This window comes from Shewanella algidipiscicola, assembly GCF_003605125.1.
Classification (GTDB): domain Bacteria; phylum Pseudomonadota; class Gammaproteobacteria; order Enterobacterales; family Shewanellaceae; genus Shewanella; species Shewanella algidipiscicola.
On record NZ_QPQT01000008.1, the window covers coordinates 149,283 to 161,642 of the forward strand.

At 45.6% G+C, this 12,360-nt stretch carries 10 protein-coding genes and 1 pseudogene; 3 read left to right on the forward strand and 8 right to left on the reverse strand.

What is annotated here, in order from left to right:
* Positions 1–27: 27 nt before the first annotated feature.
* The 3 genes from proB to DVO77_RS10610 all read right to left on the reverse strand — a co-directional run bounded on the left by proB (position 28) and on the right by DVO77_RS10610 (position 5,156).
* On the reverse strand, positions 28–1,146 hold the full coding sequence (gene proB, locus DVO77_RS10600; protein WP_119978329.1) for a glutamate 5-kinase: 1,119 nt from the start codon (positions 1,144–1,146) through the stop codon (positions 28–30).
* 238 nt (positions 1,147–1,384) lie between these two features.
* Positions 1,385–2,674 carry an NCS2 family permease gene (locus tag DVO77_RS10605; RefSeq protein WP_119978330.1) on the reverse strand — a complete coding sequence of 430 codons (1,290 nt, stop codon included), beginning with the start codon at positions 2,672–2,674 and terminating at the stop codon, positions 1,385–1,387.
* A gap of 943 nt (positions 2,675–3,617) precedes the next feature.
* Positions 3,618–5,156 carry a M17 family metallopeptidase gene (locus DVO77_RS10610; protein ID WP_119978331.1) on the reverse strand — a complete coding sequence of 513 codons (1,539 nt, stop codon included), beginning with the start codon at positions 5,154–5,156 and terminating at the stop codon, positions 3,618–3,620.
* Positions 5,157–5,413: 257 nt separating this feature from the next.
* Between DVO77_RS10610 and DVO77_RS10615 the strand changes: the two genes are divergently transcribed.
* The gene (locus DVO77_RS10615) at positions 5,414–6,874 is read left to right on the forward strand and encodes an aminoacyl-histidine dipeptidase (RefSeq protein WP_119978332.1); all 1,461 of its coding nucleotides are present in this window, start codon (positions 5,414–5,416) and stop codon (positions 6,872–6,874) included.
* Positions 6,875–7,133: 259 nt separating this feature from the next.
* On the opposite strand, the gene DVO77_RS10620 is transcribed toward DVO77_RS10615, so the two are convergent.
* Positions 7,134–8,093, reverse strand: a complete 960-nt coding sequence (locus DVO77_RS10620) for an alpha/beta hydrolase family protein (protein ID WP_119978333.1) — start codon at positions 8,091–8,093, stop codon at positions 7,134–7,136.
* 99 nt (positions 8,094–8,192) lie between these two features.
* Positions 8,193–8,735 carry a DUF4287 domain-containing protein gene (locus DVO77_RS10625; RefSeq protein ID WP_119978334.1) on the reverse strand — a complete coding sequence of 181 codons (543 nt, stop codon included), beginning with the start codon at positions 8,733–8,735 and terminating at the stop codon, positions 8,193–8,195.
* 589 nt (positions 8,736–9,324) lie between these two features.
* Here DVO77_RS10625 and DVO77_RS10630 point away from each other — a divergent pair.
* Together DVO77_RS10630 and DVO77_RS10635 are read left to right on the forward strand one after the other, a co-directional pair.
* Positions 9,325–9,600, forward strand: a complete 276-nt coding sequence (locus tag DVO77_RS10630; protein ID WP_119978335.1) for a tyrosine-type recombinase/integrase — start codon at positions 9,325–9,327, stop codon at positions 9,598–9,600.
* Positions 9,597–10,701: pseudogene (locus DVO77_RS10635) on the forward strand (IS91 family transposase). The gene DVO77_RS10630 and the pseudogene DVO77_RS10635 overlap by 4 nt, the downstream one beginning before the upstream one ends.
* A gap of 308 nt (positions 10,702–11,009) precedes the next feature.
* Here DVO77_RS10635 and DVO77_RS10640 read toward each other — a convergent pair.
* The 3 genes from DVO77_RS10640 to DVO77_RS10655 all read right to left on the reverse strand — a co-directional run bounded on the left by DVO77_RS10640 (position 11,010) and on the right by DVO77_RS10655 (position 12,282).
* Complete coding sequence (locus DVO77_RS10640) at positions 11,010–11,249, reverse strand: hypothetical protein (protein ID WP_162924181.1); 240 nt, start codon at positions 11,247–11,249, stop codon at positions 11,010–11,012.
* 314 nt (positions 11,250–11,563) lie between these two features.
* Entirely contained in the window at positions 11,564–11,779 is a 216-nt protein-coding gene (locus tag DVO77_RS10650; RefSeq protein ID WP_045572420.1) for a TIGR02450 family Trp-rich protein, read from the reverse strand.
* Between the two features lie 215 nt (positions 11,780–11,994).
* Entirely contained in the window at positions 11,995–12,282 is a 288-nt protein-coding gene (locus tag DVO77_RS10655) for a hypothetical protein (RefSeq protein ID WP_119978337.1), read from the reverse strand.
* Positions 12,283–12,360 lie beyond the last annotated feature (78 nt).

A 12,360-nucleotide genomic window follows, 5' to 3' on the forward strand; every position in this document is an offset into this window, starting at 1 on the left:
TGTTATTGATATTAATATGGCGTACCTTTACAGCACCACCATATCGTTACGATGCACAACGGCAGCGCCATAATCGTAGCCAAGGATAGAATCAATTTCCTCAGAGTGTCTGCCGGCAATGGCCAGCAGATCCTTGGCGCTGTAACGACTCATACCCCGCGCATATTCACGCCCCACTTCGTCCACCAGCTGCAAGGTCGCGCCACGTTCAAATTGACCACTAACACTGACAATGCCTTTTGACAGTAAACTACGCCCTTTTTGGGTGACGGCCACAATCGCGCCACTGTCGAGCACTAATTTTCCCTTAGTGGCAGGCCCAGCTAAGATCCATTGTTTACGGCTTTCAAGTGGGTTTTCTAGCGCGGTAAAGTGCGTTCCGACCGCCTCTTTACAGACCGCATCTTGGATAACCCTTGGTCTGTGCCCTGACGCGATGACCACTTCAATACCGGCGCGGCGCGCAATATCGGCGGCCTGCAACTTGGTCGCCATGCCGCCCGTTCCTAAACCAGACACGGCTCCGCCTGCAAGCCGACGTAAACTGTCATCAATATTAACCACCTGTTTAATCAACTTGGCATCAGGATTAGCGCGAGGATCGGCATCGAACAACCCTTTTTGGTCGGTTAATAAAATCAAAAGATCAGCATCACACAATAGCGCCGCCCGAGCCGATAAATTATCGTTATCGCCCACTTTTATCTCGTTGGTCGCCACCGCATCATTTTCATTAATGATAGGAATGATGCCATTGGCTAATAATGCATTAAGCGAGTCTCTGGCATTGAGATAGCGTTCTCTGTCATGCAGATCGGCGCGGGTCAGCAACATCTGCCCGACATGCAACCCATAAATACTAAACAGTTGTGACCACGCCAGAATAAGTTGTCCCTGCCCCACTGCGGCCAATAGTTGCTTATTGGCCACTGTATCGGGCAGGCTGGGGTAACCTAAATGTTCGCGCCCAGCGGCTATGGCACCCGAAGTACACAATACCACTTCAACGCCTGACTTCATTAAGCTTGCCATCTGGCGTGCCAGCTCAACCATATGTGCCTTATCTAACTGTCTAGAGCCAGATGTCAGCACACTGGTACCCAATTTCACCACCACACGGCGGTAACCAATCTCACTTAAGTTCATTTTTATAGGGGAAGAAAAAACCGAAGTTAAGGTTATACCCAATCCCTTGCAAAAATGGTAGTGAACAAGATAAAAGTTTAGCGCTATATCGACATGGATAAATTAGCCCCAATAACCCAATAAAAAGAGCCATACTGTGTATGACCCTTAATGACATTGCGGTAAATAAGCGAGTTAACCTATCACCATTGCGTGCTTAAATGCCGTTAAATAACACCCACGCCATTAATAGCTAACATTAGCCGTAGATAAACTTAGCTAAAAATAGAACGGCTAATACCGCCACCCCTAAGCTCAAATCTTTATAACGACCACTCAATAACTTAATCGCCGCATAGGCAACAAACCCCATGGCTATCCCCGTTGCAATCGAGAAAGTCAGCGGCATTAAGATACATACCACCACTACAGGAGCCGCTTCGGTTAAGTCATCCCAATCAACATGCATTAGGCCCGACATCATTAAGATAGCCACATAAAACAAAGTGCCTGCGGTGGCGTAGGCTGGCACCATACCGGCCAGCGGCGAAATAAACAGCGATAATAAAAACAGTATCCCAACCACCACGGCGGTGAGTCCAGTGCGGCCACCGGCACTGACACCTGCGGTACTTTCAATGTAACTTGTGGTTGTTGAGGTGCCTAACATGGCACCAGCAATGGTCGCTGTGCTGTCGGCAGTCAGCGCGCGGTTCAATCTAGGCAAGCGGCCTTTATCATCCAGAAACCCACCACGATGAGCAACAGCCACTAAGGTGCCAGAGGTATCGAACAGATCGACAAACAATAAGGCAAATACCACCGAGAGCATGCTTATCTCTAGGACACTAGAGAGGTCCATTTTCATAAAGGTCGGTGCAATAGAAGGTGGCATCGCCATCAGGCCATTATATTGCACATCGCCAAATAATACGCCCAGCACGGTAATAGCCAGAATACTGACGATAACGGCCGATTTCATGCCGTGATGCACCATGGCGATGATAAGAAAAAAGCCCAGCACCGCCATCACAGCTGGAAATGCCGTCATATCCCCCATACTGACCAAGGTCGCGGGGTTCGCCACCACAATACCGGCACTCTTTAGCCCAATTAACGCCAAAAACAGGCCTATGCCCGCCGCAATACCTAAACGTAGCGACATAGGAATACTGTTAACAATCCACTCGCGAATTTTGACTAAAGATAACACCAGAAAACAGACCCCAGACAGGAACACTGCACCTAGTGCTGTTTCCCAGCTGTAACCCATTTCACCGACAACTGTGTAGGTAAAAAAGGCATTGAGTCCCATGCCAGGTGCTAATGCGATAGGGTAATTAGCCACTATGCCCATAATTAAACAGCCAATGGCGGCCGCAAGACAGGTGGCCACAAATACTGCGCCGTGATCCATCCCTGCATCGGCAAGCATCATAGGGTTAACGAAAATGATGTAGGCCATGGTTAAAAAAGTGGTTAATCCGGCCACCACTTCTTGCTTCAAACTGGTTTGATGTGCTTTTAATTTGAATAGTTTTTCTAACATGGAACAAGGTTCCTTGAATAGTAAGTCATTGTATAGGGTAGTAATATCACTCAGTTTACTGGGATATCGCGCGCCGATTATACTCGACAACGCCCTTAATAACAGTCAATCAGAGGCAAGGATGCAGAACACTGAATTTTAGGTAAAAAAAAGCCTGCTCAAAGAGCAGGCAAGACATGTATCAAGTGTTCCTAACGGAAAGAGTTACCGCGCTAGCGGATGACACTGGCATATCATTCATGGGTCAATACGAACAATATACAACTTGAGTCTAAAATTCCCCAACATTGGGGTAAGGTTGATGGATGATGCAACTACTTGCTATCAAATGAACTAGGTTCAATTGATAAAGGGGTAGTTAACCCTTAAAGGGACATAGCAAACAATCCGCCACGCAGAGCATCAGTGTTAAACCAAGTATTCTGCCAATAAACGTATTGCATTCCTGTATAAGACATAGTCAAAACTCCTAACAAAGTTGAATAAATGAAACTTGATATTAGTCGCTCAAATAGGGCGATATACCGCAGAGTCAACTTGTCGCTCGGTTCCTTGGAGAATTATCCATCCTGGATAGACTTATGTTGGATGGCCTATGCCAACCAACGAGGCTATTATAGCCAAAAGCGTAATTTTATTACAACCCCTTAGGGCGATTTTTTGTAAAAAAGGCTAATTTTGTAGTTTTAATACAACAAAGCAACTTTGGCGGCGCATTAAGATCACACTTTCTGGCATTTTTTGAACTAAAAGCGACAAGAGGCCAGCTTAAGCCAGCCTCCGCCATATAAGCTGGCTTAGCATAAAAAATGCCGGCTCATTCGACACACAAGATCAATGTTCCTCTGCTATTGCGCCAGTTACCCGACTCGGCCCAATTTCCCGCCCCTGCGTCAATCGACGCCCACATCAAGTGGGCGCGAGTGCCATTGTCGCAAACACATTATTGATCGGCACACATATACTGAAACAGACTCACTAAAGGAGCCGCCGTCGGTTTACCATAAAGTGGCGAGCCTTCAGTGGCACTGCCTGCTATATCCACATGGGTATAAGCCAGCGGCTTATCACTCTTTAAGCCGTGGGCTTCTAATCCTGAAGCTTTAAGTAAAAATGCAGCAGGGTATTGATGACCACGAGCCGTGACCGAAGAAGGCGCATTATTGGATGACACAATATCGGCCGCCGCAGAGGGATCGATAAGCATCTTATAATCTTCACGGCGCAGACGAGACACCTCGATAGGCTCAGCCCACACTTCACTCACCTCTTGCAACTGCTCCGCCACACGCTGCGAACGCGCCACAGCATTTTCAACCACTGCAGTATAATTGCCATAACAGCGCACCACATGCCCTGTTAGGGTTGCGACCGAAAACAGCTGCGGCGCCACCGCATTAGCAGCCTTAATACGTAGATGCGATAGGAGATCGGCCAAGACTAAACGTCCTTCGGCATCGGTATTACCGATGCGCACGCGCGCGCCCGCATGACTACTGATGATCTCATCGGTAACAAAGGCTTCACTACCAATACTGTTACGCACCAACCCAAGCTCGGCAACAACCCTAATCCCCTTTGGCTTGAGTATCGCCAAGGTTTTCATCAATCCGGCAATGGCAGCAGCCCCGCCTTTGTCACGGCTCATGCCCGCCATGCCGCCACCGACCTTAATATCGGCGCCACCAGTGTCGTACACCACCCCTTTACCGGCAAAAAAGTAACTGCGGGTGATTTCATCATCGGCACAATATTCCACCTTAACGACCCTAGGTTGATGGCGCGATACCGCAAAAGAGGAGCGCCCAACGGCGCTCAGCAGAGGATAATCACGCTCAAGCACATCCCGGTCTTCAATTACGCTCACGCTTAAACCCGAATCTTGATACGCCTCGAGGCAATACTGTGCAAACGCGGGAGCCGACATCCGCTCGGGCTCGGTACCGCAAAGATCTCGCGCAAGATGGCGCCCAGCTTCGATGGCATTAAGTACCTTGGCCTGCACATCACTAACCAATAAACCAATAGTGTCGATACCATAGGTGAGTGCTACCGCTTCACGCAGCTCTAATGCTTGCCATAGCTCTTGGCCACAAGCCAAAGCCGCAACAGATAATGATTGACGATATTGGGGGGCGTTACTCGGTGAAATAATCAATAGTGGCTTACGAGCCCCTGCATCTTTAGCCAGCGCGATGCCTTGACGGGCAGCATCGGCATAAATACGCACATCTTCAACATCCTTGTCATGCCCCAGTACTGGCGCGACAATTAAACGCCCGCCAGCCAAACCGGGCGCAAATAATAAGGTAGCACTACGCCCTACTCGCGCATCGACCTTAGCGCCATGGCGGGCCAGTAAACTGATTTCGTCGATACCGATAGCATCGATACTTGACGTTACCACGATCAGTGCATCCCAGCCTGCACCTTCAAAAATGGCATCATTATCTTGTACATCAACAAACGTTATTGGATTCATATCCATTCCCTATGCTTGTGAACTCGATACCGCTCTGCGGCGGATCATCGCTGTCAAATTGTTGTGGCATTATTCACTTTATATAGCGATAAAGCCAAGTCAAATAAGAACTATTGTGAACCTATCTGGCAACTTTGTATGACAGATATCACAGGCAAAATCGACTTTAATCGACCCGAGTAAAATCACCCTATGGTAGACTGTGGCCAATTTTGACCTCAAAGACCTATATTAAAGAATGAAAGAGGAGTTTGTCCGTGAGCACATTAAGTCAATTGCAACCTCAAGCCTTGTGGCAGTGGTTTGAACAGATCTGCGCCATTCCCCACCCATCAAAGCATGAGCAAGCATTAAGTCAACACATTCAAAACTGGGCCAAAGACAAAGGGTTCAGCGTTGTCGAAGATAAAGTTGGCAACCTAATCATTAAGAAACCCGCCACACCAGGCATGGAAAACCGTAAAGTCGTCGCCCTGCAAGCCCATATCGATATGGTGCCGCAAAAAAATGCCGACAAAGAACATGATTTTGAAAACGATCCTATCGAAGCCTATGTCGACGGTGATTGGGTAAAAGCCAAGGGAACAACTTTAGGCTCAGACAACGGTATCGGCATGGCGTCGGCGCTGGCGGTTCTAGGCAGCGACGACATTGCTCACGGCCCATTAGAAGTGCTACTGACCATAGATGAAGAAGCAGGCATGACCGGCGCATTTGGATTAGAAGCGGGTTATCTTGATGCTGAGATCTTGATCAACACCGACTCGGAGCAAGAGGGTGAGATCTACATGGGCTGCGCCGGTGGCGTTGATGCTCAAATCAGTGTGCCTATGGTATGGCAAGCGCCAGAGCCAACAAACGCAACCTATACCCTGTCGATATCGGGTCTCAAAGGCGGGCACTCAGGGGTAAACATTCATTTAGGCCGCGGCAATGCTAATAAGCTCCTCGCCCGCTTTTTATTTAATCACGCCGATGAGTTAGCACTTGAACTGACAAACTTTACTGGCGGCTCGCTGCGTAATGCCATTCCTCGCGAGGCAAGCGTCAGCTTTATGCTGCCCAGTGAAAATGTGGCGCGCCTAAATGAGTTAATGCAAGCATTTACCCAACTCGTTCGTCAAGAGTTAGCCATCGCCGATCCAGATATGCAGTTAACCCTGCAAGAGGCTCCAGCCGCGAAACAGGTAATGAGTGAAGATGTGCAGCAAACGCTTATCGATCTGCTGCATGCATGCCCTAATGGCGTGATGCGCATGAGCGATGAGATAGCAGGTGTAACAGAAACCTCTTTAAACGTTGGCGTGATCTCAACCGAAGCAGAATTTGTCAATATTCTTTGCTTAATTCGCTCGCTTATCGATTCTGGCCGTGAAGAAGTGGAAGGCAACCTAACAGCACTGAGCAACTTAGCGGGCGCAGAGGTGGAGTTTAGCGGTGCTTACCCCGGCTGGAAGCCAGACAGCAGCTCCCCTGTGATGGCGATTGTCAAAGACACCTATGAAGCGATTTACCATAAAGAGCCAACCATTATGGTGATCCACGCAGGGCTTGAGTGTGGCTTGTTTAAGAAGCCTTATCCTGAGATGGATATGGTCTCCATTGGCCCCACCATCCGCTATCCTCACAGCCCAGATGAGATGGTATTGATTGAGACCGTCGAACAATACTGGAAACTGCTTCTAGCCGTACTCGAACGTATTCCAGCAAAAGCCTAAGCGGCGATTCATAAAAAAGGCGCCTATGAGTCATCATAGGCGCCTTTTTTGTCGGCAAAAATACATAACAATTTGTCAGCATATTGAATAAGTTTAAATAGCTTGCAGTAAACTCCCCCCCGAGAATTAACCACAATGAATGGCGCTTCTATAGGGAAGGTGTTTGTTTCTTCACATTCGATGCAAAAAGCTTGCTTGGGTTATATGACAAACGCCAAACCCTCAAAACTTAAATCTTTCTAAAACTCGATAGCATTAATCACTCTGCATCGAGTTGTTCTGTGTTGTTTAGCTGTCCCGTTAACCATGCTTTCATGTCGGCAATAACTTTTTTCCGTTCATTTTGGCCAGCACCATTGCTAAATCCATGGTCGAGTTTTTCATAAGTGAGATAATCAATGTTTTTATTTCCGGCTTTTCGTAACGCCATCATCATTGCATCAACAGCCTGCGGCGATACCGATAAGTCCATCCCCGCCTGAACGATAAGCAAAGGAGAATTTACTTTTTGAAGCACATCAAACTGGTCGATAGATAACATTTGATGCCACCAACTATAACCATGCCCGCTCACCTCAAGATTCAACGATGGTTGACTGTTAAGTACATGCTCAGAAAACCCCTTAAAGCCTTCAATGCTATCTCTGGCCGCTGCGCGGTTTTCATACTCAGAAGTGATATTGTATAAAACGTCATCGATGAACCAACGACCACCACCATTAAAGGAGATCGTTGCATCTACATCTTCATTGCTTGAGGCAAACAAATTGGCGACAAGCGCTCCTTCGCTCCCGCCGAGGACGATTAAATTACGGTATCGACGGTCCTTACGTACCCTATCGATAACGGTATTGATGTCCGCAACACGTTGCTTTGGACTATCGTTTTGAAGATATTGAACCGGGCAATCTTTTCGCTCTGTATCTGGGCTGTAATTGAGCTTCTTGTCAATTCCGTATTTTTCGATGAGAAGAAGATCAGCTGTCGGCCAGACATCTTGGTAGTCACTGAATATCGACTCAATTTGTAAAACACTGTTGCAGCTAGAGCCTTGAAGAATAAGCAACAACACATCACTGGGAGACTTATCAGGCTGACCTAAAAGATAATAATTTATTTGAGAGCCATCGAGCCTAGCCACGGTCAAAGACTCAACATCTCTAGCATATGTATTAAGCGTAATAAACAGCAATATTATAGGTATAACTACGAACTTCATTTAGTACCCCCAATGAGAGCAGATAATCGCTGACTCAACAGTGAAACTGCACCGAGTAAGCCATTAACCGACTCGTTTGATTGACTTTATCTATTTTGACTACACAGATTTTTCGTATGCTTTTGATACCCAACCAATAACCTCAGCATCGACGTCAGATATGCTCTTTAGCTGTATTCTATGAGTACACATAGTACCAAATGGACCTGAATCCTCTAAGCGACCTTGAACCGCGATATCTTTGAGTTTCAAACCTAAATCTATTCTCGTTTTCGTTGCAGGTTTGATTAAGGCAAACTGTTTTTTTCTGATAAAACTGACACTTCCTTTTTTTGGCGTAATGACGATATCTTCACCTAACTTATTTATTTCTAAAAGAAGCATGTCATAAATTGGTTTAAGCAATGCTTTACCCTTATATTGCATTGACACCAAATCATCGGGAGAGTCAGTTTTATCTCTGGATAAGGTGACAATAGTATTGGCAAATCCATGCGTCACACCATGCTTTGTTTTTAAAAAAGTGACCGCCGCCGAGTGCTTTTCAAGGTTTTCTTTTTTCAATATTTGAATCCATTCTTCTAGCTTTTTGCCAGTTTTCTCAGGCATATTTTCAATCATGGTTTGCAGTGCTTTATCCATATACTCCACCTTTCAATTCAAAATATTACGCCGCATTAAGGCATAAAAACGCTACCACTAAACCTAAACCATTGCGCCATAAACACAAGCCAATCATGGTTAATTCTGAGTATGTTTTGGCACAAAAGTAAGCAGGCAGCTAAGTGAAGTCTTAGTGTATTCAGATCAAGGAAGCCAGTACACGAGTCACTCCGCCAATCACTACCCAAACAAAGTAAAAAAAATGCCATACCCTCACTGCAAGGCCAACACACTTCGGGGCATAAGTGAGTCAGCGCAGGCTCGCTGACTCAAAGATGGACAAAAGTATCTTGGCCTTCGAATGAAGGTGTTGGCATTTTTGTGGTTTAACATTTGGCTGAGTTAGTGTTGGTAGAGTGTCTTTGAAATTTGTATCTTCACTGTTATCAATCGCCTGTCCGGCAGGGAGTGTGCAGATACTGCTGCTACACGCCGTGAATCCATCCGTGGAGGCTCGACGATGGCATCCCTGCCATCAACGTCCGCAGCCGCATCTACACTGGGTTATTCTGTCTCTTCGATTTTGCTTCATTTCGTGCGAGTAGCTAGTTAAAAAGCTAACTCGGTTTTGGACAAAGGCGGCATCCAGAAAGCACTAAAAAAAGTGATTACTGAGTGCAATATTCATAAATCTATCAGCACGCATAATCTACGCCACAGCTATGCCACTCACTTGCTAGAACAAGGATTAGATCTGCGCTCTGTTCAAAGTCTGCTCGGCCATAACAGCCTAAATACTACTGCACGCTATACACGACTTACCCAGATCACTCGCAAGAACACGGTCAAAGCAATTAACCTGCTGACGGATGGTTTAGCGCTGAAATGGGAGTGTGGCGTATGAAGTTCGTCGATATTTTACATGCTCATCTTGATGCGTTTAATCAGACATACGAGCAACAGATAACAACCGCGATGCGACAAGCCATTTATTCGATGCTCAGCTGCCGCACCAATACTGAACGCACGAGTCATAGGGCATGTCAGAGTTGTACTCATACCACTGATTATCCACTCTCATGTGGTCACCGGAGCTGCCCTCAATGCCAGCACAACACCACGGCAGATTGGCTAGCTAAACAACAAACTAAGTTATTGCCCGTTGAGTATTACATGGTGACGTTCACTTTACCTTTTGAGCTTCGAATCATTGCAAAACATCAACCTGAGTTGCTCTATCAAGCTATGTTTTCAGTTGCGGCCAGTGTACTTAAAGACTTTGCACACAACTCAAAATCACTTGGCGGAGAGATAGGTTTCACGGGAGTACTGCATACCCACAGCAGACGCCGAGACTACCATCCGCATCTTAACTTCATCATTCCCGCAGGAAGCTTCAACAAAGGCAAAAAGCAGTGGCAAAAAGCAGTGGCAAAAAAGCAGAGGTAAATATCTGTTCAACGCCTTTAATCTCGCCACGGTGTGGCGAGCAAGATTGCTGGAATACCTGACAAATAAGCTAGATATCACACTGTCAGCAGTTACCCCAAAGAAGTGGGTGGTAGATTGCCAGCATGTTGGCAAAGGCTTACCTGCACTGAAGTACTTATCAAGATACCTCTATCGCGGTGTATTGCCTGATAAAAATATCATCAGTAATATCGATGGGCACGTCAGCTTCGAGTATCTAGACAGCCAAACTCAAACCAATAAAGTGCGTACCTTACCCGCGATAGAGTTCCTATGGTTAGTGCTTCAGCATGTTTTGCCCAAAGGGTTACGCCGAGTACGAGATTATGGATTACTTAGCGGGAATTGCAGCAAACTGAGGCAACAAATACAGTTGATGATCGTTGTCGCAGGGGCGGTATTTCCCCTAGTCGAAGAGGCAAAACGCATTGCGGCAATACGGCCTTGTTCTTGCTGCCAGCAGCCGATGACATTTATGGGCGTACATGGAAAAAAGCAGGGGCGACTGACAAGCTTTCATAGCCAGAGCACTTAGCAATCTAACGCTACTGTTTAAGCGGTAAGATAACAGGATTTTGAAATTTTAGATCTCTAGAAGTGAAACGCAGGAGGTGATTAAGCTTTTGAAACTATAGACTTACTTATTGGCTGTCGGTGCTAAGGGATAGCTATGGCTAGCCAAAAGTGTAAATTAAGCTCCCCGACCTAAACCAGCGTGAGATCTCACGCCGCTATTTACTATATAAAGGTATCACTTCCTACAAACCCGGGCTTGTTCAACACTCGGGATAAGGACGCGGCTACGCGCGGCCTATCCTTATTAGTTAGGCTTAGACTTAAGCTTTATAAGTCATTTAGATTAAAACCTGTATTAACCGCACAGCGCTCGATACTGTCCAAATAGTTTACTAACGCAGAGTTCTTCTCATACACAATCTGCGCATAGTCTTTAGGCGGAATATGGTCAATATAGTCTGTCGACAACATTACATCTTCAGACCAAGTATTAGAATGAATATGATCTCGTCCGATATATATTGCAGCAATGATTTGCATTTGTACCTTAGGGGTAAGCTGTCCCATGAAAGCGCTAGCTTGTTGAAGAGTTAGCGGAGCAGTGCTTTTTAAAGTATTTATCGCGTTATAAATTGGCATTGGTGTTCCTTTATGTGTTTTATATATCCACCAACACACATATGGGCTATTCAACTAATATTCAAGGGGTTATGCCCAAATTCATCCAAAGGTGTGAAACCTAACGCCCGCTTAAGGGGCAGACAACGCTACTACCAACTTTCCGCATAACACCGTAACCACAAAAACCAACGCATAGTAAAAATGCCACGCGTTGGCTGTCCCTCTTGAAGCGTTTGTTAGGTGTATTGCCCAAATGCCGATTATGTCCAACCTTGAGACCACTTTTGTTCATTTTTTAGCTCTAGCCAATCAATGGAATATTCATTTTTGGAAAGAACAGATTCTAACTTACACAAAGTTACCGAACCGTCCTCTTCATACTCAACTTCTGACACCAAAAAGTGTTTCTCTCGATTTATCGGTTTTACAGCTGTCCATTTGCTATTGCGCAATTTTACCGGATTAATCTGATTCATTTTCAACTCCATAACATTATGAATTCATTTTGGATAATTCATTATTTTACGGACATTTTGAAAAATAAGTTCAATTGATGGCTGCGTTACTAAAGAACACCTAACGCCTTGTTAAGTAGCAGCTAACTACCACGATACTCAAACAAAGCCACCGTAATCTCTAAACTCAACCAAACCAAAATCGCCAACTGTTAGCTGTCTGCTTGAACAATTTGTTATGTGTGTTTTTCAAACTTAGCGATATGACGTTTATACTTTTTCTCACGCCACCACCAGATTACGAAACTAAGAGGAAAGGCACCAACCGATGCCCAAAAGCCACTGATTAATATATCGATAGTTTGAACCCAACTCCAAGCTACTTCTGATATAAATATAGGATCAATGCTCTGACCTATCATCACACCCAAAATAGCAGGAAATGACATACAAACAGCAAATCTAAAACACCCTTTTTCTCGTTCGAATTTCCACTTAGAAAATTCGTCATCCGGATCTTTCATCAACTCCTCCATAAGTTAATTACCACAAACACATAACGCCTCGTTAAGAGGCAAATAATATGTTGGCTAAAATAAGCG

What these genes read in the sequence shown, in the direction of transcription:
- proB (WP_119978329.1), bottom strand. Translation starts at nt 1,146, where the DNA reads ATGAACTTAAGTGAGATTGGTTACCGCCGTGTGGTGGTGAAATTGGGT.
- DVO77_RS10605 (WP_119978330.1), bottom strand. Translation starts at nt 2,674, where the DNA reads ATGTTAGAAAAACTATTCAAATTAAAAGCACATCAAACCAGTTTGAAG.
- DVO77_RS10610 (WP_119978331.1), bottom strand. Translation starts at nt 5,156, where the DNA reads ATGAATCCAATAACGTTTGTTGATGTACAAGATAATGATGCCATTTTT.
- DVO77_RS10620 (WP_119978333.1), bottom strand. Translation starts at nt 8,093, where the DNA reads ATGAAGTTCGTAGTTATACCTATAATATTGCTGTTTATTACGCTTAAT.
- DVO77_RS10625 (WP_119978334.1), bottom strand. Translation starts at nt 8,735, where the DNA reads ATGGATAAAGCACTGCAAACCATGATTGAAAATATGCCTGAGAAAACT.
- DVO77_RS10640 (WP_162924181.1), bottom strand. Translation starts at nt 11,249, where the DNA reads ATGGGACAGCTTACCCCTAAGGTACAAATGCAAATCATTGCTGCAATA.
- DVO77_RS10650 (WP_045572420.1), bottom strand. Translation starts at nt 11,779, where the DNA reads ATGAATCAGATTAATCCGGTAAAATTGCGCAATAGCAAATGGACAGCT.
- DVO77_RS10655 (WP_119978337.1), bottom strand. Translation starts at nt 12,282, where the DNA reads ATGAAAGATCCGGATGACGAATTTTCTAAGTGGAAATTCGAACGAGAA.